Below are 20,973 nucleotides of genomic sequence, written 5' to 3'. Positions count from 1 at the left end.
CAGTACGAGCGATTCCACGCCATGACGTAGATCGCTGCCGCGCGCGGGCGGCCTTGCTACGTTGCGTCGATGCCGTCGACGACTCCCGGATCACCCGATAGCGGCCGGCGGCTCCTCGCCGTCAGCGACCTGCACATCGGCATGACCGACAACGTACCGATCATGGAGTCCCTGCGCCCCGGCACGGACGAGGACTGGCTGATCGTGGCCGGGGACGTCGCCGAGGAGGCCGCCGACGTCGAGCGGGCCCTGGCGCTGCTCGCCTCCCGCTTCGCCAAGGTGATCTGGGCGCCGGGCAACCACGAGCTGTGGACTCCCCCGGGCGACCCGGTGGCCCTGCGCGGCCAGGAGCGCTACGAGCACCTCGTCGGGCTCTGCCGCCGCCTCGGCGTGGTCACGCCCGAGGACCCGTATCCGGTGTGGGAGGGCGAGGGCGGGCCGGTGGCCGTCGCCCCGCTGTTCACGCTCTACGACTACACCTTCCGCACCCCCACCGCAGCCTCCAAGCGGGAGTCCCTGGAACAGGCCCACGCGGCCGGCATCGTGTGCACGGACGAGTACCTGCTGCACCCGGAGCCCTATCCGGCGGCCGACGACTGGTGCCGCGCCCGGGTGGCCGCCACCGAGGCCCGGCTGGCCGCGCACGACCCGTCGGTGCCGCTGATCCTGGTCAATCACTGGCCGCTGGTGCGCGAGCCCACGGGCGTCCTCACGTACCCCGAGTTCGCGCAGTGGTGCGGCACCGTGCTGACCCGCGACTGGCACCGGCGCTTCAACACCGCCGCCGTCGTCTACGGCCATCTGCACATCCCCCGCACCACCTGGTACGACGGCGTCCGCTTCGAGGAGGTCTCGATCGGCTACCCGCGCGAGTGGCGCCGCCGCGGCCACCCCCGGGGCCTGCTGCGGCAGATCCTGCCGTACGAGGCGTGAGCACCGCACAGGCGTGAAAAAGCGGAAGGGCCCGCACATCCGAAGATGTGCGGGCCCCTCCTGACCGTCTAGGTCAGACCTTCAAGCAAGAAGACTTACTTGTTGATCTTGGTGACCTGGCCGGCGCCGACGGTGCGGCCGCCCTCACGGATGGTGAAGCGCAGGCCCTCCTCCATGGCGACGGGCTGGATCAGGGAAACGGTCATCTCGGCGTTGTCGCCGGGCATGACCATCTCCGTGCCCTCCTTGAGGGTCACAACACCGGTCACGTCAGTCGTACGGAAGTAGAACTGCGGACGGTAGTTGTTGAAGAACGGGGTGTGACGGCCACCCTCGTCCTTCGACAGGATGTACGCCGTGGCCTCGAACTCGGTGTGCGGCGTGACCGAACCCGGCTTGATGATGCACTGGCCGCGCTCGACGTCCTCGCGCTTGATGCCACGGAGGAGCAGACCGACGTTCTCACCGGCCTGGCCCTCGTCGAGCAGCTTGCGGAACATCTCGATGCCGGTGACCGTGGTGGTGGTCTTCTCGGTCTTGATGCCGATGATGTCGACGGTCTCGTTGACCTTCAGGACACCACGCTCGATACGACCGGTGACGACGGTGCCACGACCGGTGATCGTGAAGACGTCCTCGATCGGCATCAGGAACGGCTTGTCGACGTCACGCTCGGGCTGCGGGATGTTCTCGTCCACGGCCTTCATGAGGCCGAGGAGCTTCTCGCCCCACTCCTTGTCGCCCTCGAGCGCCTTGAGCGCCGAGACCTGGACGACGGGGGTGTTGTCGCCGTCGAACTCGTACTCGTTGAGGAGCTCACGGACCTCGAGCTCGACGAGCTCCAGGATCTCCTCGTCGTCCACCATGTCGGCCTTGTTCAGGGCGACGACGATGTACGGAACGCCGGACTGGCGAGCCAGGAGCACGTGCTCCTTGGTCTGCGGCATCGGACCGTCGGTCGCGGCGACCACGAGGATCGCGCCGTCCATCTGGGCGGCACCGGTGATCATGTTCTTGATGTAGTCCGCGTGACCGGGGCAGTCGACGTGGGCGTAGTGACGCGACTCGGTCTGGTACTCAACGTGAGCGATCGAGATCGTGATACCGCGCTGACGCTCTTCGGGCGCCTTGTCGATCTCGTCGAACGGCGTGAAGGGGTTCAGGTCCGGGTACGCGTCGTGCAGCACCTTGGTGATCGCCGCGGTAAGAGTGGTCTTACCGTGGTCGACGTGACCGATGGTGCCGATGTTGACGTGCGGCTTAGTCCGCTCGAACTTCGCCTTCGCCACTGGGTCCTCCTACGGAGTGGTTCTGTACGCCTTACTCATCGGCGCCAGGTGATCTTTGCTGGGGTGCCGTCCGCCGGGGCAGCCGCCGCGTATCGAAAGGAACACGTTCCTCACGGTACGCACCGGAATGCCCCGACAGTCGGTGTAAAGCCTAAAGCGTGAGCTTTGCGTGCGGAGACGCGGTTACTCGCCCTTGGCCTTCGCGATGATCTCCTCGGCGACGTTCCGCGGAACCTCGGCGTAGGAGTCGAACTGCATCGAGTAGCTTGCGCGACCCGAGGTCTTGCTGCGGAGGTCTCCGACGTAGCCGAACATCTCCGACAGCGGAACCAGGCCCTTGACGAGCTTGGCGCCGTGACGGTCCTCCATGGCCTGGATCTGGCCACGGCGGGAGTTGATGTCACCGATCACATCGCCCATGTAGTCCTCGGGGGTGGTGACCTCGACGGACATCATCGGCTCGAGAAGAGCCGGGGACGCCTTGCGAGCACCCTCCTTGAACGCCATGGAACCGGCGATCTTGAAGGCGAGTTCGGACGAGTCGACGTCGTGGTAGGCGCCGTCGAGCAGCGTCACCTTCACGCCGGTCAGCGGGTAGCCGGCCAGCACGCCGAACTCCATGGCCTCCTGGCAACCCGCGTCCACGGACGGGATGTACTCCCGCGGGATGCGGCCACCGGTGACCTTGTTCTCGAACTCGTAGCCATCGCCCTCGAGGGGCTCGATGGCCATCTGCACCTTGGCGAACTGGCCGGAACCACCAGTCTGCTTCTTGTGCGTGTAGTCGATGCGCTCGACGGCCTTGCGGATCGTCTCGCGGTACGCGACCTGCGGCTTGCCGACGTTCGCCTCGACGCGGAACTCACGGCGCATACGGTCGACCAGCACGTCGAGGTGCAGCTCGCCCATACCCGCGATGATGGTCTGGCCCGTCTCCTCGTCCGTGTGGACCTGGAAGGACGGGTCCTCCTCGGCGAGACGCTGGATGGCGACACCCAGCTTCTCCTGGTCGCCCTTGGACTTCGGCTCGATGGCGACCTGGATCACCGGGGCCGGGAAGTCCATGGACTCGAGGATGACCGGCTTCGCCGCGTCGCAGAGGGTCTCACCGGTGGTGGTCTGCTTCAGACCCATGACGGCGACGATGTCACCGGCACCCACCGACTCGATCTCCTCACGCTTGTTCGCGTGCATCCGGTAGATCTTGCCGATGCGCTCCTTCTTGCCCTTCACGGAGTTCTGCACCTGGGTGCCGGTCTCCATGCGGCCCGAGTAAACCCGGACGAAGGTGAGCTTGCCGAGGTGCGGGTCGCTCATGATCTTGAAGGCAAGGCCGGCGAACGGCTCGTCGTCGGACGGCTTGCGCTTCACGACCTCGTCGGCGTTGTTGACCGCGTGGCCCTCAACAGCCTCGATGTCCAGCGGCGACGGCAGGTACCGCACGACCGCGTCGAGCAGGGGCTGAACGCCCTTGTTCTTGAACGCGGTGCCACAGAACACCGGGGTGACGGTGACGGAGTCGGCGCTGCCCTTGGAGGCCAGCGTGATGCGGCGGATGGCCGCCATCAGCTGCTCCTCGGTGGGCTCCTTGCCCTCCAGGAACAGCTCCATCATCTCGTCGTCGTGCTCGGCGACGCCCTCGAGGAGCTTGCCGCGCCACTCGTCGGCGGCCTCGGTGTGCGTGGCCGGGATGTCGACGACGTCGTACATCTCGCCCTTGGCGGCCTCGGCGGACCAGACCAGCGCCTTCATCTGGACGAGGTCGACCACGCCCTTGAAGTCGGCCTCGGCACCGATCGGCAGCTGCATGACCAGCGGCACCGCACCGAGGCGGTCGACGATCATGTCGACGCAGCGGTGGAACTCGGCACCCGTGCGGTCGAGCTTGTTGACGAAGCAGATACGCGGAACGCCGTAGCGGTCCGCCTGACGCCAAACGGTCTCGGACTGGGGCTCAACACCGGCGACGCCGTCGAACACCGTCACGGCACCGTCGAGGACGCGCAGCGAACGCTCCACCTCGACGGTGAAGTCGACGTGGCCCGGGGTGTCGATGATGTTGATGGTGTGGTCGACGTCGTTCAGCGGCCAGTGGCAGGTCGTCGCGGCAGACGTGATCGTGATGCCGCGCTCCTGCTCCTGCTCCATCCAGTCCATCGTGGCAGCGCCGTCGTGGACTTCACCGATCTTGTACGAAACACCGGTGTAGAACAGGATCCGCTCGGTGGTGGTCGTCTTGCCCGCGTCGATGTGGGCCATGATCCCGATGTTGCGGACCTTGGCCAGGTCAAGCGAAGTGGTGGCCATATGGCTCAGTCTTCTCTCGGTTCTCGATGGGGGTAGCGACTACCAGCGGTAGTGCGCGAAGGCCTTGTTGGACTCGGCCATCTTGTGCGTGTCCTCACGCTTCTTGACCGCAGCGCCCAGACCGTTGGAGGCGTCCAGGAGCTCGTTCATGAGGCGCTCGGTCATCGTCTTCTCGCGACGGGCGCGGGAGTAACCCACGACCCAGCGGAGCGCGAGGGTGGAGGCGCGGCCCGGACGGACCTCGACCGGCACCTGGTAGGTGGCGCCACCGACACGGCGGGACTTGACCTCAAGAGCCGGCTTGACGTTCTCGAGGGCGCGCTTGAGGGTGATGACCGGGTCGTTACCGGTCTTCTCGCGCAGACCCTCCATGGCGCCGTACACGATGCGCTCGGCGGTGGAGCGCTTTCCGTGCAGCAGGATCTTGTTGATCAGGGAGGTGACAAGAGGAGAACCGTAGACCGGGTCGATGATGACCGGGCGCTTCGGGGCGGGGCCCTTACGAGGCATTCTTACTTCTCCTTCTTGGCGCCGTAGCGGCTGCGAGCCTGCTTACGGTTCTTGACGCCCTGCGTGTCGAGGGAGCCGCGGATGATCTTGTAGCGAACACCCGGCAGGTCCTTCACACGGCCACCGCGCACGAGCACGATCGAGTGCTCCTGCAGGTTGTGGCCCTCACCCGGAATGTAAGCGGTGACCTCGATGCCGGAGGTCAGACGCACACGCGCGACCTTACGGAGCGCCGAGTTCGGCTTCTTCGGGGTGGTCGTGAAAACACGCGTGCAGACGCCACGACGCTGGGGCGAACCCTCGAGCGCGGGCGTCTTGTTCTTCTCGACCTTGTCCTGCCGGCCCTTTCGGACCAGCTGCTGGATCGTAGGCACCGTTTCTCCGGTTTCTGTGTGCCGATCACGATAAAACTAACCTGGGAGCTACCACCGACCCACGCGGTCGGGTGTGTCGAAGGCTGCAGACCACCGCCGAAGACGGCTAGGCGCAGATTTCGGTGTCTCGGACCGCTGACGGTCCGGGTCTCCCGCACGGTCTAAAGGCACGCACGAGAGCCCAGGGACACCCCAGGCACAAGGTCAGAGCGTACCTAGCGCATGGGCTGCGGTCAAAACAAATGCACACGCGGTGGACACCCCGGCGCGCGCGGCACGGCGCAGCTCGGGGCCCGTTTCCCCGGGCCCCGCACGGGTGACCGGGGCGTCGCCGAAGATGACGATCACTCTACCGGCCGAACGAGTGAGAGTGACAACACGCCGCAGGGCGGCCACCCCCGGAAAGGGATGGCCGCCCTGTGCGTTCGACTTGCGACTTACTGGTTGTACGGACCGTAGTCGTAGTCCTCCAGCGGGACCGCCTGGCCGGAGCCGGTGCCGAAGGGCGAGTAGTCGATGTCGTCGTAACCGACGGCCGAGTACATCGCGGCCTTGGCCTCCTCGGTGGGCTCCACCCGGATGTTGCGGTAGCGGGACAGGCCCGTACCGGCCGGGATGAGCTTACCGATGATGACGTTCTCCTTGAGGCCGATCAGGGAGTCCGACTTGGCGTTGATCGCCGCGTCGGTGAGCACCCGGGTCGTCTCCTGGAAGGACGCCGCCGACAGCCACGACTCGGTGGCGAGCGAGGCCTTGGTGATACCCATCAGCTGCGGACGGCCGGAGGCGGGGTGACCGCCCTCGGTGACCACACGACGGTTCTCGCCCTCGAAGCGCGAGCGCTCCACGAGCTCGCCCGGCAGCAGCTCCGCGTCGCCGGACTCGATGATCGTCACGCGGCGCAGCATCTGCCGGATGATGATCTCGATGTGCTTGTCGTGGATCGACACACCCTGCGAGTTGTAGACCTTCTGGACCTCGCCGACCAGGTGGACCTGGACGGCGCGCTGACCCAGGATGCGCAGAACGTCGTGCGGGTTGGTGGCACCCACGGTGAGCTTCTGGCCCACCTCGACGTGCTCACCCTCACTGACCAGCAGACGGGCACGCTTGGAGATGCCGAAGGCGGTCTCCTCGGAGCCGTCGTCCGGGGTGACGACGATCTTCTTGGTCTTCTCGGTCTCCTCGATACGGACGCGGCCGGCCGCCTCCGAGATCGGGGCGACACCCTTGGGCGTACGGGCCTCGAAGAGCTCGACGACACGGGGCAGACCCTGGGTGATGTCGTCACCGGCCACACCACCGGTGTGGAAGGTACGCATCGTCAGCTGGGTACCCGGCTCACCGATGGACTGGGCCGCGATGATGCCGACGGCCTCACCGATGTCGACCAGCTTGCCGGTGGCCAGCGAACGGCCGTAGCAGAAGGCACAGGTGCCGACCGCGGACTCACAGGTGAGGACCGAGCGGGTCTTGACCGTCTCGACGCCGTGGGCGACGAGCTGGTCGATGAGCACATCGCCCAGGTCGACGTTGGCCGGCGCGATGACCTTGCCGTCGACGACGACGTCCTCGGCGAGCATGCGGGCGTAGACGCTGGTCTCGACGTCGTCCGCCTTGCGGAGCACGCCGTCGGCACCCTTGGACGCGATCTGCAGCTTGAGGCCACGCTCGGTGCCGCAGTCCTCCTCGCGGATGATCACGTCCTGCGAGACGTCCACCAGACGACGGGTCAGGTAACCCGAGTCGGCGGTACGCAGGGCGGTGTCCGCGAGACCCTTACGGGCACCGTGGGTGGAGATGAAGTACTCCAGCACGGACAGACCCTCACGGAACGACGCCTTGATGGGTCGCGGGATGGTCTCGTTCTTCGCGTTCGACACCAGACCACGCATACCGGCGATCTGACGCATCTGCATCATGTTTCCTCGGGCACCCGAGTCAACCATCATGAAGATGGGGTTCGTCTTGGGGAAGTTCGCGTTCATCGCCTCGGCGACCTCGTTGGTCGCCTTGGTCCAGATCGCGATGAGCTCCTGCGTGCGCTCGTCCTTGGTGATCAGACCGCGCTCGTACTGCTTCTGGACCTTCTCGTCCTGCGCCTCGTAGCCCTTGACGATCTCCTTCTTCGCCTCGGGAACGACGATGTCGGAGACCGACACGGTGACGCCGGAACGGGTCGCCCAGTGGAAGCCCGCCGCCTTCAGGTTGTCGAGCGTCGCCGCCACGATGACCTTGGGGTAGCGCTCGGCCAGGTCGTTGACGATCTCGGAGAGCTGCTTCTTGCCCACCGAGTAGTCGACGAACGGGTAGTCCTCGGGCAGCAGCTCGTTGAAGAGCGCGCGGCCCAGGGTCGTCCGCAGGCGGAAGGTGTCACCCTGCTGCCACTCCGGCTCGCCCTCTTCCTGCGCCGGCGGGGTCCAGCCACGCGGCGGGACGGTGCCGATCGGGAAGCGGATGTCGACCTTCGCCTGGAGCGAGAGCTCACGGGCGTCGAACGCCATGATCGCCTCGGCCGTCGAGCCGAAGGACCGGCCCTCGCCGATGACCTTGCGCTCCGCCTCGTCGGTGGTGAGGAAGAACAGACCGAGCACCATGTCCTGGGTCGGCATGGTGACCGGACGGCCGTCGGCCGGCTTGAGGATGTTGTTCGAGGACAGCATCAGGATGCGGGCCTCGGCCTGCGCCTCCGCGGAGAGCGGCAGGTGGACGGCCATCTGGTCACCGTCGAAGTCCGCGTTGAACGCGGTGCAGACGAGCGGGTGGATCTGGATGGCCTTGCCCTCGACCAGCTGCGGCTCGAAGGCCTGGATGCCGAGGCGGTGCAGCGTGGGCGCACGGTTCAGCAGCACCGGGTGCTCGGCGATGACCTCTTCGAGGACGTCGTACACGACGGTGCGGCCGCGCTCGACCATGCGCTTGGCCGACTTGATGTTCTGCGCGTGGTTCAGGTCGACCAGGCGCTTCATCACGAACGGCTTGAAGAGCTCCAGCGCCATGGCCTTGGGCAGACCGCACTGGTGCAGCTTCAGCTGCGGACCGACGACGATGACGGAACGCGCGGAGTAGTCCACACGCTTGCCGAGCAGGTTCTGACGGAAACGACCCTGCTTGCCCTTCAGCATGTCGCTGAGGGACTTCAGCGGGCGGTTACCGGGACCGGTGACCGGGCGACCGCGGCGGCCGTTGTCGAACAGCGCGTCGACGGCCTCCTGCAGCATCCGCTTCTCGTTGTTCACGATGATCTCGGGGGCACCGAGGTCAAGGAGACGCTTGAGGCGGTTGTTGCGGTTGATCACACGGCGGTACAGGTCGTTCAGGTCGGAGGTCGCGAAGCGGCCACCGTCCAGCTGCACCATCGGACGCAGGTCCGGCGGGATCACGGGGATGCAGTCGAGCACCATGCCGCTGGGGCTGTTGCGGGTCTGCAGGAAGGCGGAGACGACCTTGAGGCGCTTGAGCGCACGGGTCTTCTTCTGGCCCTTGCCGGTCCGGATGATCTCGCGGAGGCGCTCGGCCTCCTCGTCGAGGTCGAAGGACTCCAGGCGCTTCTGCAGCGCGGCGGCGCCCATCGCACCCATGAAGTAGGTGCCGAAGCGGTCGCGCAGCTCGCGGTAGAGCAGCTCGTCGCCCTCGAGGTCCTGGACCTTGAGGTTCTTGAAGCGGCTCCACACCTCGTCGAGGCGGTCGATCTCGCGCTGCGCACGGTCGCGCAGCTGCTTCATCTCACGCTCGGCGCCCTCGCGCACCTTGCGGCGCACGTCGGCCTTGGCACCCTCGGCCTCCAGCTCGGCCAGGTCGGCCTCGAGCTTCTTGGCGCGGGCCTCCAGGTCGGCGTCGCGGCGCTGCTCGATCTGCTGGCGCTCGACGGAGACGTGGGCCTCCAGCGAGGGCAGGTCGCGCGTGCGGCGCTCCTCGTCCACCCACGTGATCATGTAGGCGGCGAAGTAGATGACCTTCTCGAGGTCCTTCGGGGCGAGGTCGAGCAGGTAGCCCAGGCGCGACGGGACGCCCTTGAAGTACCAGATGTGGGTGACGGGGGCGGCGAGCTCGATGTGGCCCATCCGCTCACGGCGCACCTTGGCGCGCGTGACCTCGACGCCACAGCGCTCACAGATGATGCCCTTGAAGCGGACACGCTTGTACTTGCCGCAGTAGCACTCCCAGTCCCGGGTCGGACCGAAGATCTTCTCGCAGAAGAGTCCGTCCTTTTCGGGCTTCAGGGTGCGGTAGTTGATGGTCTCCGGCTTCTTGACCTCGCCGTGGGACCAGGTTCGGATGTCGTCCGCGGTCGCCAGGCCGATCCGCAGCTCGTCGAAGAAGTTGACGTCGAGCACTGTTCGTCAATCCCTCTTTCAGGGTTTGTGCCCCCTCGCGCCAGCGAGTTAGTGGGCTCTACATCATGGTCTGGGGGTCCGGGGACGGTGGGGGGCTTCCGTAGAAGCCCCCCACCAGACCCGTCAGACCTCTTCGACGCTGCTCGGCTCGCGCCGGGACAGGTCGATACCGAGCTCTTCCGCCGCGCGGAAGACGTCCTCGTCCGTGTCGCGCATCTCGATGGACATGCCGTCCGAGGACAGCACCTCCACGTTGAGGCACAGCGACTGCATTTCCTTGATGAGCACCTTGAAGGACTCGGGAATGCCGGGCTCGGGGATGTTCTCGCCCTTGACGATGGCCTCGTAGACCTTCACGCGGCCGGTGACGTCGTCGGACTTGATGGTCAGCAGCTCCTGGAGGGCGTAGGCGGCGCCGTATGCCTCCAGCGCCCACACCTCCATCTCACCGAAGCGCTGGCCACCGAACTGGGCCTTACCACCCAGCGGCTGCTGGGTGATCATGGAGTACGGACCGGTCGAGCGGGCGTGCAGCTTGTCGTCGACCAGGTGGTGCAGCTTGAGGATGTACATGTACCCGACCGAGATCGGGTCCGGGAACGGCTCGCCGGAGCGGCCGTCGAACATCCGGGCCTTGCCGGAGGGCAGGACCAGGCGGTCACCGTCGCGGTTGGGGATCGTCGACTCGAAGAGACCGGCGATCTCGTCCTCGCGGGCGCCGTCGAAGACCGGGGTCGCGACGTTGGTGCCGGCGGCGACCTCGTCGGCGCCGATCGCCTGGAGCCGCTTCATCCAGTCCTCGTCGCCCTCGACCTTCCAGCCGCGGCTGGCGAGCCAGCCGAGGTGGATCTCGAGGACCTGTCCCGGGTTCATTCGGGACGGGACACCGAGCGGGTTGAGGATGATGTCGACCGGGGTGCCGTCCTCGAGGAAGGGCATGTCCTCGACCGGAAGGATCTTGGAGATGACACCCTTGTTGCCGTGGCGGCCGGCGAGCTTGTCACCGTCGGTGATCTTGCGCTTCTGCGCGACGTAGACGCGGACCAGCTGGTTCACGCCCGGCGGCAGCTCGTCGCCCTCTTCGCGGTCGAAGACGCGGACGCCGATGACCTTGCCGATCTCACCGTGCGGCACCTTCAGCGAGGTGTCACGGACCTCACGGGCCTTCTCACCGAAGATCGCGCGGAGCAGGCGCTCCTCCGGCGTCAGCTCGGTCTCACCCTTGGGCGTGACCTTGCCGACGAGGATGTCGCCGGCGACGACCTCGGCACCGATACGGATGATGCCGCGCTCGTCGAGGTCGGCGAGGACCTCCTCGGAGACGTTCGGGATGTCCCGGGTGATCTCCTCCGGGCCGAGCTTGGTGTCACGGGCGTCGACCTCGTGCTCCTCGATGTGGATCGAGGAGAGGACGTCGTCCTGCACGAGGCGCTGCGACAGGATGATCGCGTCCTCGTAGTTGTGACCCTCCCACGGCATGAACGCCACGAGCAGGTTCTTGCCGAGCGCCATCTCGCCCTCGTCCGTGGACGGACCGTCGGCGAGCACCTGGCCGGAGATGACGCGGGCGCCCTCGTCCACGACGACCTTCTGGTTGAAGGACGTGCCCTGGTTGGAGCGGGAGAACTTGGCGACCCGGTACGTGTTGTACGTGCCGTCGTCGTTGGCGACGGTGACGTAGTCCGCGGAGACCTCCTGGACCACACCGTCCTTCTCCGCCTTGATGACGTCACCGGCGTCGACCGCGCAGCGGTACTCCATGCCGGTGCCGACCAGCGGGGCCTCCGCCTTGATCAGCGGAACGGCCTGGCGCATCATGTTCGATCCCATGAGCGCGCGGTTGGCGTCGTCGTGCTCGAGGAAGGGGATCATGGCGGTCGCGACCGACACCATCTGGCGCGGGGAGACGTCCATGTAGTCGACGTCGTCGCCGGCGATGTAGTCGATCTCGCCGCCACGGCGGCGGACCAGCACGCGGGACTCGGCGTAACGCATGTCCTCGGTGAGGGGGGCGTTCGCCTGGGCGATGACGAAGCGGTCTTCCTCGTCGGCAGTCAGGTAGTCCACGTCATCGGTGACGACACCGCCCACGACCTTGCGGTACGGGGTCTCGACGAAGCCGAAGGCGTTGACGCGGCCGTACGAGGCGAGCGAGCCGATCAGACCGATGTTCGGGCCTTCGGGCGTCTCGATCGGGCACATGCGGCCGTAGTGCGACGGGTGAACGTCTCGCACCTCGAAGCCGGCCCGCTCACGGGACAGACCGCCGGGGCCCAGCGCGGACAGACGGCGCTTGTGGGTCAGGCCCGACAGCGGGTTCGTCTGGTCCATGAACTGGGACAGCTGGCTGGTGCCGAAGAACTCCTTGATGGAGGCGACGACCGGCCGGATGTTGATCAGGGTCTGCGGCGTGATCGCCTCGACGTCCTGGGTGGTCATCCGCTCGCGGACGACGCGCTCCATACGAGCCAGACCCGTGCGGACCTGGTTCTGGATGAGCTCGCCGACGTTGCGCAGACGACGGTTGCCGAAGTGGTCGATGTCGTCGGTCTCGACGACGATCGAGGTGCCGTTCTCGCCGACCGTGTCCAGCTCACCCGCGTGCAGCTTGACCAGGTACTTGATCGTCGCGATGACGTCGTCGACGGTCAGCACACCGGCGTCGAGGGGGGCGTCCGCGCCGAGCTTCTTGTTCACCTTGTAGCGGCCGACCTTCGCGAGGTCGTAGCGCTTGGGGTTGAAGTAGAGGTTCTCGAGCAGCGTCTGCGCGGCCTCGCGCGTCGGCGGCTCGCCCGGGCGCAGCTTGCGGTAGATGTCGAGCAGCGCGTCGTCCTGGCCCTGGGTGTGGTCCTTCTCCAGGGTGGCGCGCATGGACTCGTACTCGCCGAACTCCTCGAGGATCTGCTCGGTCGTCCAACCGAGAGCCTTGAGCAGGACGGTCACGGACTGCTTGCGCTTGCGGTCGATGCGGACACCGACCATGTCGCGCTTGTCGACCTCCATCTCCAGCCAGGCACCCCGGGACGGGATGATCTTGGCGGTGAAGATGTCCTTGTCGGACGTCTTGTCGATGGAGGAGTCGAAGTAGACGCCCGGCGAGCGGACCAGCTGCGAGACGACGACACGCTCGGTGCCGTTGATGCAGAAGGTGCCCTTGTTGGTCATGAGCGGGAAGTCGCCCATGAAGACCGTCTGCGACTTGATCTCGCCGGTCTCGTTGTTGGTGAACTCAGCCGTGACGAAGAGCGGGGCCGCGTACGTGAAGTCGCGCTCCTTGCACTCGTCGATGGAGTTCTTCGGCGGCTCGAAGCGGTGGTCGCGGAAGGTCAGCGACATCGACCCGGAGAAGTCCTCGATCGGGGAGATCTCTTCGAAGATCTCCTCCAGACCGGACTTGGTGGGGACGTCCTGACCGCTGTCCAGCGCAGCCTCGACGCGAGCCTTCCAGGCGGCGTTGCCGAGCAGCCAGTCGAAGCTCTCGGTCTGCAGCGCAAGGAGGTTCGGAACCTCGAGGGGCTCCTTGATCTTCGCAAAAGAGATGCGCAGCGGGGCGGTGCTGGCGCCGGTGTTCGTATTGGCAGTCGAGGCGTTGCGCGAGGCGGCCAAGAGGGGGTCCTTCCGAGGGCTCGGACTCACTACGCGCGTACCGGCCCCACTGCGTGCAATTGGATAGGAAATCCCAGGTCAGCGGGTTTCCATCGGCAGTGCTCGACAGTGGGCATGCCCCTGGTGACGGGCAGGGAGCAGCTAACAGGCAGCGCAAAGGGTCAGTGTAGCCACTTGGCCCACTGATGTCCAGAGCGGATTTCCGGAGACCGGTGCGATACCAATCTCTCCCTCCGGGATCCTGTTGTTCCTCATTGCCTGGAGCAAGGCTTCCCTCTTCGCCGTCGATCCATGCCTCGGCTGCGGATCGATGTGACGACGCGTCCTGAGAATTGCGCGCGGCGTGCCGTTCGTCAAGGCCCCTCGGCCTCCGGACGCCTCCCGTGGCGTCCCCACGGCCGCCGGACCGGCTCCCTCTCACGCGCTTCCGGCGGACAACGAAGATCACCATACTCGCCCCCGCGCCCGGGGCAAGGCAGCCGTCGCGGGAACGCCCAAGGGCGACCACCCGCATGGGTGATCGCCCTTGAAACTTATACGCTGCCCGGACGTGCCGGGCCGCGCAGGAGAGAGTCAGCAGACTCCGAGGGTCACTTGACCTCGACGGAGGCGCCGGCGCCCTTGAGGGCCTCGGCGGCCTTCTCCGCGGCGTCCTTGGCGACCTTCTCGAGGACCGGCTTCGGGGTGCCGTCGACGAGGTCCTTGGCCTCCTTCAGGCCCAGGGAGGTCAGCTCGCGCACGACCTTGATGACCTGGATCTTCTTGTCACCGGCGGCGGTGAGGATGACGTCGAACTCGTCCTGCTCCTCGACGGCCTCGGCGGCGGCAGCGGCGCCACCGGCGGCGGCAACGGCGACCGGGGCGGCGGCGGTGACGTCGAAGCGCTCCTCGAAGGCCTTAACGAACTCGGAGAGCTCGATGAGGGTCATCTCGTCGAACTGGGCGAGCAGGTCGTCCTGGCTGAGCTTCGCCATGATGGCGGTCCTTCCACTAATTCGGCTGGTGCCGGATGTACATTTCGGCGGGCGTACTACGGGCCCGCTGCGACCGTGACGGGCGCGAGTGGTTCAGGCGTGAGCCCGAATTACTCGGCAGCCTCGGCCTCGACGGGAGCCGGCGTACCGGCACCGCCCTGCTCGGCCTTCTTGGCACGAAGCGCCTCCGCGGTGCGGACGAACTTCGAGGGAAGCGCCTGGAAGAGCGCGGCAGCCTGGGACTGCTTGCCCTTCATGGCGCCCGCCAGCTTGGCGAGCAGAACCTCGCGGGACTCGAGGTCCGCAAGCTTCTTGATCTCATCGGCGGACAGCGCCTTGCCATCAAGGACACCGCCCTTGATGATCAGGTTGGGGTTGTCCTTGGCGAAGTCACGAAGACCCTTCGCCGACTCCACCGGGTCACCGGTGACGAAGGCAACAGCCGTCGGACCAGCGAAGAGCTCGTCCTCCAGCGTGATCCCGGCCTCGTTGGCCGCGATCTTGGTCAGCGTGTTCTTCACCACGGCGTACTGGGCGTTCTCACCGAGCGAACGACGCAGCGTCTTGAGCTGCGCCACGGTGAGACCGCGGTACTCGGTCAGCACAGCGGCGTTGGAGCTGCGGAACTTGTCCGTCAGCTCGGCAACCGCGGCAGCCTTATCGGGCCTCGCCATGAGCCTCGGCCTCCTTCCGGGTGATTCGGACCGCTACGCGAAGGGACCTGGGCAAAACGAAACGCCCCGGCGCAGGCGCTCGGGGCGTGTACTCGACCGGCCGGACCAGAGGTCCTCCCGGGAGTTCATCCACAAATCACCTGCGCAGGTCGCCCGCAGCTAGCGGATCCTTCGGCCACCACACCTTCGCTACGAAGGCACAGCAACGACCAGCGGTCTTTGGCTTCTGGAACAAGGTACGTGAACGGGCAGCCCGAGGCAAATCGGCCACCCTCAGGCGCTCCTGCCGCCCTCGGTGCCGCACTGGCATCGCGCTGGTATCACGCAAAAGAGCCGGGCCCCGCGCCTCTCTGGAGAGGTGCGGGGCCCGGCTCTTTGCAACGATCACTCGCTACGAGCGGTCAGTTCAGACCGTCTCGTCCTCGGTCAGGAGGTTGCGGGTGCGGTTGGAGTCCAGCGGGATGCTGGGGCCCATGGTCGTCGTGATGGACGCCTTCTTGATGTAGCGGCCCTTCGCGGCGGACGGCTTGAGGCGGGTGATCTCCTCGAGCGCGGCGGCGTAGTTCTCGACCAGCTTGGTCTCGTCGAACGACACCTTGCCGATGATGAAGTGCAGGTTCGAGTGCTTGTCGACGCGGAACTCGATCTTGCCGCCCTTGATGTCCGTGACAGCCTTCGCCACGTCCGGGGTGACCGTGCCGGTCTTCGGGTTCGGCATCAGACCACGCGGACCGAGCACGCGGCCGAGGCGGCCGACCTTGCCCATGAGGTCCGGGGTGGCGACGACGGCGTCGAAGTCCAGACGGCCCTTCGCAACCTCGTCGATCAGTTCGTCGGAGCCGACGATGTCGGCGCCGGCGGCTTCCGCGGCCGCAGCACGGTCACCGGTCGCGAAGACCAGGACCCGGGCGGTCTTACCGGTGCCGTGCGGAAGGTTCACGGTGCCGCGGACCATCTGGTCGGCCTTGCGCGGGTCGACACCCAGGCGCATGGCAACCTCGACGGTCGCGTCGAACTTGGTGGCGGAGGTTTCCTTCGCGAGACGGACGGCCTCGAGGGGGGCGTACAGGCGCTCCGCCTCGACCTTGGCGTCCGCAGCGCGGAGAGTCTTGCTGCGCTTCACTGCTTCTCCTCAGTGGTGAATGGAGTCGTGGTACGGACCGCGCTGGGCCCTTCCACGGTTACTGCGGGTGGGAGGCTGTCAGCCCTCGCTCTGTCGCTCGGGCTTCCTCACTCGCTCGCTACGCGGACGACCTCGCTGCGCTCGGTCGGCCACTGCGCGAACTCGTTCGTCAGCCCTCGACCGTGACGCCCATGGAACGGGCGGTGCCGGCGATGATCTTCTCGGCGGCGTCCAGGTCGTTGGCGTTCAGGTCGGGCATCTTGGTGGTGGCGATCTCACGCACCTGGTCGCGGGTGATCTTCGCGACCTTCTTGGTGTGCGGCTCGCCGGAGCCCTTCTCCACGCCCGCGGCCTTGAGGATCAGCTTCGCGGCCGGCGGGGTCTTCGTCACGAAGGTGAAGGAACGGTCTTCGTAGACCGTGATCTCCACCGGCACGACCATGCCACGCTGCGACTCGGTCGCGGCGTTGTAGGCCTTGCAGAACTCCATGATGTTGACGCCGTGCTGACCCAGCGCGGGGCCGACCGGCGGAGCCGGGTTCGCGGCACCGGCGCTGATCTGGAGCTTGATCAGCCCTGTGATCTTCTTCTTCTTGGGAGGCATTGCTCTCTCCGGGTCCTAGTGAGAGTTTTTTGCCCGCGCACAGTGCGCACAGGCATACCACACCACGGTAACAGGTAACATGCTGCGGCCAAAAACCGAGCAGGTCAGACAGGCTGCGAGCAGCCGGTCTGACCTGTTCGGAGGCGTATGTCCAGGAAGAACTAGTTCTTCTGGATCTGGTCGAAGCTGAGCTCGACCGGGGTCTCGCGGCCGAAGATCTCGACGAGGCCCTTGACCTTCTTCGAGTCGGCGTTGATCTCGTTGATCGTGGCCTGGAGCGTCGCGAACGGGCCGTCCGTGACGGTGACCGAGTCGCCCACCTCGAAGTCCAGCACCTGGACCTCGACCTTGCGGGACGGCGCCGGCTTGCCCTCGGCCTCGGCGGCCTCGCGGGCGGCCTTCTCCTCGGCCTCCGGGGCGAGCATCTTGACGATCTCGTCCAGGGTCAGCGGGTACGGGTCGTAGGCGTTGCCCACGAAGCCGGTGACGCCCGGGGTGTTGCGGACGACGCCCCAGGACTCGTTCGTCAGGTCCATGCGCACCAGCACGTAGCCGGGGAGCTTGTTCTGGCGGACGGTGCGGCGGTCGCCGTTCTTGATCTGGACGACCTCTTCCTGCGGCACCTCGGCCTGGAAGATGTAGTCCTCGACGTTGAGCGAGACGGCGCGCTGCTCGAGGTTGGTCTTCACGCGGTTCTCGTAGCCCGCGTAGGTGTGGATGACGTACCACTCGCCGGGCAGACCGCGCAGCTCGTCGCGGAGCGCGGCGACGGGGTCGACCGGAGCCTGCTCCTCGGCGGGCACCTCGTCGGCCTCGACCGCGGCGGCGGCCTCGGACTCGGCGTCGTCCTCGATGTGGAGGGCGGCCTGCTCGGCGGGCTCGCCGGCGGCGGCGTCCTCGGCGTCGAGCTCGTCGGCGCCGTCGGCGTTCTCGACGATCTCCTGCGCGCCCTCTTCGTCAGCGATGGCCGCAGCGTCGCCCTCGACCTCGGCCGAGGCAGCCGCGACCACGTCGGCCTCTGCCGCCTCGACGGAGTCGACGGCGTCGTTCAGGTTCGGGTCAGACACGTGGCTGCTTCTTCCTGGCTTCAAGGGGTGGAACGAGCGAAGGGGCGGCTCTCCGAGGAGCAGCCGCCCTACGCGCGGGCTCAGCCGAAGACGTACTTGACGGCGTTGGAGAACCCATAGTCAATCACGGTGACCAGGCCAATGACGATGACGACAAAGACGATCACGACTGTGGTGTACGTCGAAAGCTGGTTCCGCGTGGGCCAGACGACCTTGCGGAGCTCTGCGACGATCTGGCGGTAGAACAGCGCGAGGCGGCCGAAGGGGCCCTTCTTCCCGCGCTTCCCGCCACGGCGGCCCTTCTTGGAGGCCACCTCGTCCTCGGGACGACCGCTCTCAGGCGTCGCGGTGGAGCCCAGGGCTTCCGTCACTACGTCCTCACCTGAATCCGGGTCGTGAGCCGTGCCGCGCCCGGTTGAGCCGCACGGCGGTGCATTTCAGTACGTACGCATGCACGCACCCTGGAAACGATGCGTGTAGCAGGGCCGAAGGGACTTGAACCCCCAACCGCTGGTTTTGGAGACCAGTGCTCTACCAATTGAGCTACGACCCTTTGTGGTTCCCCCAACCTACCGCATCCCGGCGTACGCACGGTGTGCGTGCAGCGGACGTGCTGGTGAGGGGCCAACGACGGATGAGTGTACGTGCTCCGGGGGCCCGCGTCGAACAGCGCCACCCGGGGCGCCCACGGCCCAGGCGCCGCACGGGCGGGCCGGGCCCACGACGGTGGCACTGCGGACAACGCGTGTGCCCCGGTCCCGCCCGGTCTGCGACGATGCCTGCATGAGCGCTGCGACTCCTTCCGAGCCCCCCGTACAGTCCCCCACCGAGCGCCGGGTGTCGGCCCGTATCGGATCGATCTCCGAGTCCGCCACCCTCGCCGTGGACGCCAAGGCCAAGGCCCTCAAGGCCGCCGGCCGCCCGGTCATCGGCTTCGGCGCGGGCGAGCCCGACTTCCCGACCCCCGGCTACATCGTCGAGGCCGCGGTGGAGGCGTGCCGCACTCCGAAGTACCACCGCTACACCCCCGCGGGCGGCCTGCCCGAGCTGAAGAACGCGATCGTCGCCAAGACGCTGCGCGACTCCGGCTACGAGGTCGACGCCTCCCAGGTGCTCGTCACCAACGGCGGCAAGCAGGCCATCTACCAGGCCTTCGCCGCGATCCTCGACCCGGGCGACGAGGTCGTCGTGCCCGCCCCGTACTGGACCACCTACCCGGAGTCGATCCGCCTCGCGGGCGGTGTGCCGGTCGACGTCGTCGCCGACGAGACCACCGGTTACCGCGTCTCGGTCGAGCAGCTGGAGGCGGCCCGCACCGAGCGGACCAAGGTCCTGCTCTTCGTCTCCCCCTCGAACCCGACCGGCGCGGTCTACAGCCGTGCGCAGGTCGAGGAGATCGGCCGCTGGGCCGCCGAGCACGGCCTGTGGGTGCTGACGGACGAGATCTACGAGCACCTGGTCTACGGCGACGCGGAGTTCTGCTCCCTGCCGGTGGTCGTCCCGGAGCTGCGCGACAAGTGCATCGTGGTCAACGGTGTCGCCAAGACGTACGCGATGACGGGCTGGCGCGTGGGCTGGATCATCGGCCCGAAGGACGTGGTCAAGGCCGCGACCAACCTCCAGTCGCACGCCACCTCCAACGTCTCCAACGTCGCGCAGATCGCCGCCCTGGCCGCGGTCTCCGGTGACCTGGACGCCGTCGCGGAGATGCGCACCGCCTTCGACCGCCGCCGCCGGACCATCGTGCGGATGCTCAACGAGATCGACGGCGTCGTCTGCCCGGAGCCGGAGGGCGCGTTCTACGCCTACCCGTCCGTGAAGGGGCTGCTGGGCAAGGAGATCCGCGGCAAGCGGCCCGCCACCTCGGTGGAGCTGGCCGCGCTGATCCTCGACGAGGTCGAGGTCGCGGTGGTGCCGGGCGAGGCGTTCGGCACGCCGGGCTACCTGCGCCTGTCCTACGCCCTGGGCGACGAGGACCTGGTCGAGGGCATCTCCCGGCTCCAGAAGCTGCTGGCGGAGGCCAAGTAGGCACGGCGCTCCCCCGATACGGGCCCCCGGCTGCGGCCGGGGGCCCGTATTTGCTTTCGGTTCCGTCCCCGATCAGGGAAAGTGCCTTCCGGTCACCCCGTCCCATGCGGCAGTATCGGCCGATGGAGAACGTTCGCGACGTCCGTACGCTGCCGAAGGCCCATCTGCACCTGCACTTCACCGGGTCCATGCGCCCGTCGACCCTGCTGGAGCTGGCCGACAAGTACGGGGTGCACCTGCCCGAGGCGCTCAGTGGCGGCGAGCCTCCCCAGCTGCGCGCCACCGACGAGCGCGGCTGGTTCCGCTTCCAGCGGCTCTACGACATCGCCCGGTCCTGCCTGCGCTCCCCCGAGGACATCCAGCGGCTGGTGCGCGAGGCCGCCGAGGAGGACGTGCGCGACGGCTCGGGCTGGCTGGAGATCCAGGTCGACCCCACCTCGTACGCGCCCCGGCTCGGCGGGCTGATCCCGGCGCTGGAGGTCATCCTCGACGCCGTCGACAGCGCGTCCCGCGACACCGGTCTCGGCATCCGCGTCATCGTCGCCGCGAACCGCATGAAGCACCCGCTCGACGCCCGCACGCTGGCCCGGCTCGCGGTGCGCTACGCCGACCGCGGCGTCATCGGCTTCGGGCTCTCCAACGACGAGCGGCGCGGCCTCGCCCGTGACTTCGACCGCGCCTTCGAGATCGCCCGGGAAGGCGGCCTCCTCGCCGCGCCGCACGGCGGCGAGCTCGCGGGCCCCAGCAGCGTCCGCGACTGCCTGGACGACCTGCGCGCGGGCCGCGTCGGGCACGGCGTGCGCGCCGCGGAGGACCCCCGGCTGCTCCGCAAGCTCGCGGAGCGCGGGGTGGCCTGTGAGGTCTGCCCGACGTCGAACGTGGCGCTGGGCGTCTACGAGAAGCCGTCCGACGTGCCCCTGCGGGTGCTCTTCGAGGCGGGCGTGCCGATAGCCCTCGGCGCGGACGACCCGCTGCTCTTCGGCTCGCGGCTGGCCGCGCAGTACGACGTGGCGCGGGAGCACCACGGCTTCACGGACGCGGAACTGGCGGAACTGGCCCGCCAGTCGATCCGTGCGTCACGGGCCCCGGAGGACGTCCGGGAGAAGCTGCTGTCCGGCGTGGACGGCTGGCTGACGGCGTAGGGCGG

At 67.3% G+C, this 20,973-nt stretch carries 15 protein-coding genes and 1 tRNA gene; 3 read left to right on the top strand and 13 right to left on the bottom strand.

What is annotated here, in order from left to right; genetic code table 11:
- Positions 1-69 precede the first annotated feature (69 nt).
- The gene (locus AB0435_RS18880) at positions 70-933 is read left to right on the top strand and encodes a metallophosphoesterase (protein WP_366427456.1); all 864 of its coding nucleotides are present in this window, start codon (positions 70-72) and stop codon (positions 931-933) included.
- Positions 934-1,028: 95 nt separating this feature from the next.
- Here the strand turns inward: AB0435_RS18880 and tuf are convergent, their stop codons facing one another.
- From tuf to AB0435_RS18815, 13 genes are all read right to left on the bottom strand, one after another.
- Positions 1,029-2,222 (bottom strand): elongation factor Tu, encoded by a 1,194-nt coding sequence (tuf, locus tag AB0435_RS18875; protein ID WP_366003531.1) that lies wholly within the window; start codon positions 2,220-2,222, stop codon positions 1,029-1,031.
- 183 nt (positions 2,223-2,405) lie between these two features.
- Positions 2,406-4,529, bottom strand: coding sequence for an elongation factor G (gene fusA / locus AB0435_RS18870; protein WP_366003530.1), 2,124 nt, complete (start codon positions 4,527-4,529; stop codon positions 2,406-2,408).
- 39 nt (positions 4,530-4,568) lie between these two features.
- Positions 4,569-5,039 carry a 30S ribosomal protein S7 gene (gene rpsG / locus AB0435_RS18865; RefSeq protein WP_030368420.1) on the bottom strand — a complete coding sequence of 157 codons (471 nt, stop codon included), beginning with the start codon at positions 5,037-5,039 and terminating at the stop codon, positions 4,569-4,571.
- 2 nt (positions 5,040-5,041) lie between these two features.
- On the bottom strand, positions 5,042-5,413 hold the full coding sequence (rpsL, locus tag AB0435_RS18860) for a 30S ribosomal protein S12 (protein WP_003948652.1): 372 nt from the start codon (positions 5,411-5,413) through the stop codon (positions 5,042-5,044).
- 437 nt (positions 5,414-5,850) lie between these two features.
- A complete protein-coding gene (locus tag AB0435_RS18855) occupies positions 5,851-9,750 on the bottom strand; it encodes a DNA-directed RNA polymerase subunit beta' (RefSeq protein WP_366003528.1) in 3,900 nt (1,299 codons plus the stop codon).
- Between the two features lie 123 nt (positions 9,751-9,873).
- A complete protein-coding gene (gene rpoB / locus AB0435_RS18850; protein ID WP_366003527.1) occupies positions 9,874-13,356 on the bottom strand; it encodes a DNA-directed RNA polymerase subunit beta in 3,483 nt (1,160 codons plus the stop codon).
- Between the two features lie 590 nt (positions 13,357-13,946).
- Entirely contained in the window at positions 13,947-14,330 is a 384-nt protein-coding gene (gene rplL / locus AB0435_RS18845; RefSeq protein WP_366003526.1) for a 50S ribosomal protein L7/L12, read from the bottom strand.
- 110 nt (positions 14,331-14,440) lie between these two features.
- Complete coding sequence (rplJ, locus tag AB0435_RS18840) at positions 14,441-15,004, bottom strand: 50S ribosomal protein L10 (RefSeq protein WP_361521904.1); 564 nt, start codon at positions 15,002-15,004, stop codon at positions 14,441-14,443.
- A 406-nt stretch (positions 15,005-15,410) separates the two neighbouring features.
- On the bottom strand, positions 15,411-16,127 hold the full coding sequence (gene rplA, locus AB0435_RS18835; RefSeq protein ID WP_366427455.1) for a 50S ribosomal protein L1: 717 nt from the start codon (positions 16,125-16,127) through the stop codon (positions 15,411-15,413).
- Positions 16,128-16,296: 169 nt separating this feature from the next.
- Complete coding sequence (rplK, locus tag AB0435_RS18830; RefSeq protein ID WP_366003524.1) at positions 16,297-16,731, bottom strand: 50S ribosomal protein L11; 435 nt, start codon at positions 16,729-16,731, stop codon at positions 16,297-16,299.
- Between the two features lie 161 nt (positions 16,732-16,892).
- The gene (nusG, locus tag AB0435_RS18825; RefSeq protein WP_366003523.1) at positions 16,893-17,798 is read right to left on the bottom strand and encodes a transcription termination/antitermination protein NusG; all 906 of its coding nucleotides are present in this window, start codon (positions 17,796-17,798) and stop codon (positions 16,893-16,895) included.
- A gap of 80 nt (positions 17,799-17,878) precedes the next feature.
- Positions 17,879-18,169, bottom strand: coding sequence for a preprotein translocase subunit SecE (gene secE / locus AB0435_RS18820; RefSeq protein ID WP_366003522.1), 291 nt, complete (start codon positions 18,167-18,169; stop codon positions 17,879-17,881).
- 109 nt (positions 18,170-18,278) lie between these two features.
- Positions 18,279-18,351 (bottom strand) — tRNA-Trp (locus AB0435_RS18815).
- Between the two features lie 230 nt (positions 18,352-18,581).
- Here AB0435_RS18815 and AB0435_RS18810 point away from each other — a divergent pair.
- Together AB0435_RS18810 and AB0435_RS18805 are read left to right on the top strand one after the other, a co-directional pair.
- Positions 18,582-19,826 carry a pyridoxal phosphate-dependent aminotransferase gene (locus tag AB0435_RS18810; RefSeq protein WP_366003521.1) on the top strand — a complete coding sequence of 415 codons (1,245 nt, stop codon included), beginning with the start codon at positions 18,582-18,584 and terminating at the stop codon, positions 19,824-19,826.
- A gap of 122 nt (positions 19,827-19,948) precedes the next feature.
- Complete coding sequence (locus AB0435_RS18805; RefSeq protein ID WP_366003520.1) at positions 19,949-20,968, top strand: adenosine deaminase; 1,020 nt, start codon at positions 19,949-19,951, stop codon at positions 20,966-20,968.
- The last annotated feature ends 5 nt before the right edge of the window (positions 20,969-20,973 follow it).

Origin of the sequence: Streptomyces sp. NPDC051173 (assembly GCF_040689515.1) — a bacterium.
Taxonomy (GTDB): Bacteria; Actinomycetota; Actinomycetes; order Streptomycetales; family Streptomycetaceae; genus Streptomyces.
This window is presented reverse-complemented; position numbering and strand designations above follow the sequence as displayed.

What these genes read in the sequence shown, in the direction of transcription:
- AB0435_RS18880 (WP_366427456.1), top strand. Translation starts at nt 70, where the DNA reads ATGCCGTCGACGACTCCCGGATCACCCGATAGCGGCCGGCGGCTCCTC.
- fusA (WP_366003530.1), bottom strand. Translation starts at nt 4,529, where the DNA reads ATGGCCACCACTTCGCTTGACCTGGCCAAGGTCCGCAACATCGGGATC.
- rpsG (WP_030368420.1), bottom strand. Translation starts at nt 5,039, where the DNA reads ATGCCTCGTAAGGGCCCCGCCCCGAAGCGCCCGGTCATCATCGACCCG.
- rplL (WP_366003526.1), bottom strand. Translation starts at nt 14,330, where the DNA reads ATGGCGAAGCTCAGCCAGGACGACCTGCTCGCCCAGTTCGACGAGATG.
- rplJ (WP_361521904.1), bottom strand. Translation starts at nt 15,004, where the DNA reads ATGGCGAGGCCCGATAAGGCTGCCGCGGTTGCCGAGCTGACGGACAAG.
- rplK (WP_366003524.1), bottom strand. Translation starts at nt 16,731, where the DNA reads ATGCCTCCCAAGAAGAAGAAGATCACAGGGCTGATCAAGCTCCAGATC.
- AB0435_RS18810 (WP_366003521.1), top strand. Translation starts at nt 18,582, where the DNA reads ATGAGCGCTGCGACTCCTTCCGAGCCCCCCGTACAGTCCCCCACCGAG.
- AB0435_RS18805 (WP_366003520.1), top strand. Translation starts at nt 19,949, where the DNA reads ATGGAGAACGTTCGCGACGTCCGTACGCTGCCGAAGGCCCATCTGCAC.